General features: G+C 71.0%; 2 protein-coding genes. Both read right to left on the bottom strand.

Going from position 1 to position 1,699, the window contains the following annotated elements:
* Positions 1 to 554: LolA-related protein (locus AC27VN_RS40750; RefSeq protein ID WP_490880404.1), on the bottom strand; the 554-nt coding region annotated here is incomplete at its 3' end.
* Positions 535 to 1,551, bottom strand: coding sequence for a lysophospholipid acyltransferase family protein (locus AC27VN_RS40745; protein WP_490880403.1), 1,017 nt, complete (start codon positions 1,549 to 1,551; stop codon positions 535 to 537). The genes AC27VN_RS40745 and AC27VN_RS40750, both read right to left, overlap by 20 nt.
* Between the last annotated feature and the right edge of the window lie 148 nt (positions 1,552 to 1,699).

Below are 1,699 nucleotides of genomic sequence, written 5' to 3'. Positions count from 1 at the left end.
ACCGAGCGGTCGCCGCCGACGAACTCCATCTCGAGCCCGAGCACGTCGCTCGCGCGCCCGCTGATGCGCATGCTGCGCACCTGGGCCGCGAGCCGGCTGTCGATCGGCGTGAGGTCGAGCGCCCACTGGTTGGCCGAACCGGTCACGGTGCTGCGGAAATAGCGCTGCAGCGTGGTGCCGTCGCCGCTGAGCGTGCCGCGCATGGCTTCGACCAGGCCCAGCAGCTCGGGCATGCTGTCGAGCGCGAGCGTGCGGTTGCGGCCGCCGCGCGACAGGGTCAGCGTATTGCCCTCCACCGCCATGGTCTCGACGCGCGGCGACAGCGTGCGGCGCACCAGCTTGTCGGGCGCATCGAAGCTCAAGGTGCCGCGCGCATCGAGCGGGCCTTCGAGGCCGTGCACGAAGCGCTGCTCGGTGAAGCGGGCCTCGCCGCTCTTCTGTTTGGCCAGCAGGCCCATCAGTTCGTTGAGGTCGAAGGCCCAGGCCGGTGCGGCGCCGAAGGCCAGCACGAGCAGCAGGGCCTGGAAGAACCGTTCAAGCCACCGCGGGCGCATCTGCATCTTCGAGCCAGAAATCATGGAAATTGAACCAGTTGTAGGGGTAGGCGCGGCACAGCGCCTCCAGGCGCGCCACATAGGCTTCGACCGCGGCGCGGATCAGCCGTTCGCGCTCGGCGGCATCGGCCGGGCGCTGGCCGAAGTCGGCCAGGCGTTCGAAGCGGACATCGTAGCGCGCACCGCCGTGGTAGACCCCGGCCATGAAGAACACCGGCCGCCGCAGCAGCGCCGCGAGCCGGAACGGCCCGTCGTTGAAGCTGGCGGGCCGGCCCAGGAACGGCAGCACGATGTTGTTGCCGCGCTGCTGCGCCGGCTGGTCCTCGCTGCCGGGCAGCGTGCGGTCGGCCAGCATGCCGCCCATGCCGCCGCCGTCGAGCCAGTCGCGCAGCGCGAGCATCGAGTGCGGCCGGCCCAGCGCGATCACGTGCGGCCGCGCTTCGGGCAGACTGATCGCGTTGAGGATGGCGGTGATGCGCTGCGCGTTGTCGGGGTACATCAGCATCGCGAGGCGCATGCGCGCCTGGTCGGGCTGCTGGCGCTTGCAGGCGCCCATGGCCTCGAAGCTGCCCACGTGCGCACCGAGCAGGAAGGCACCGCGCCCCTCGCCTGCCGCGTTCTCGAGCTCGACCTGGCCGTCCATGCGGAAGTCGAACAGGTCCATGCGACCGCGCAGGAAATACACCCGGTCGAGCACCGTCGAGGCGAAGGCATGCAGCAGCTTGAAGCCGTCGACCCAGCCGGCCTGCGGGCCGATGGCGCGGAACAGGTAGCGCTTGATGTGGCGCCGCGGCGTGGGCGCGAACAAGAGGAAGTACAGCGCGATCGGCGGCAGCAGCAGACGCGTGATGCGTCGGCCGAAGAAGATCGCCATGAAGCAGATGAAGCGCAGCGCGAGCATGTTGCTGCGCTCGGGGGCGCGGGTCCAGTCGGCTGCCTCGGCCTCCGTCCGGGCCGCGGCGTTCACCGCGCGGGTCTCGGCCTCCGTGTGCTTCATCGCGGCGACTCTGCCACGGGGGTCCAGCGGCCGGTGACAGCCACCACGCCGTCGCAGCGCACGTCGAAGCGCACACCGCCGCCGCTGGCCTCGGGGTTCAGCTCGATCGCCAGCACGGCGCCCGGACGCACCGGCGCCAGGAACTTGG

Source organism: Variovorax sp. 20P10.2.4 (genome assembly GCF_058244205.1).
This window is presented reverse-complemented; position numbering and strand designations above follow the sequence as displayed.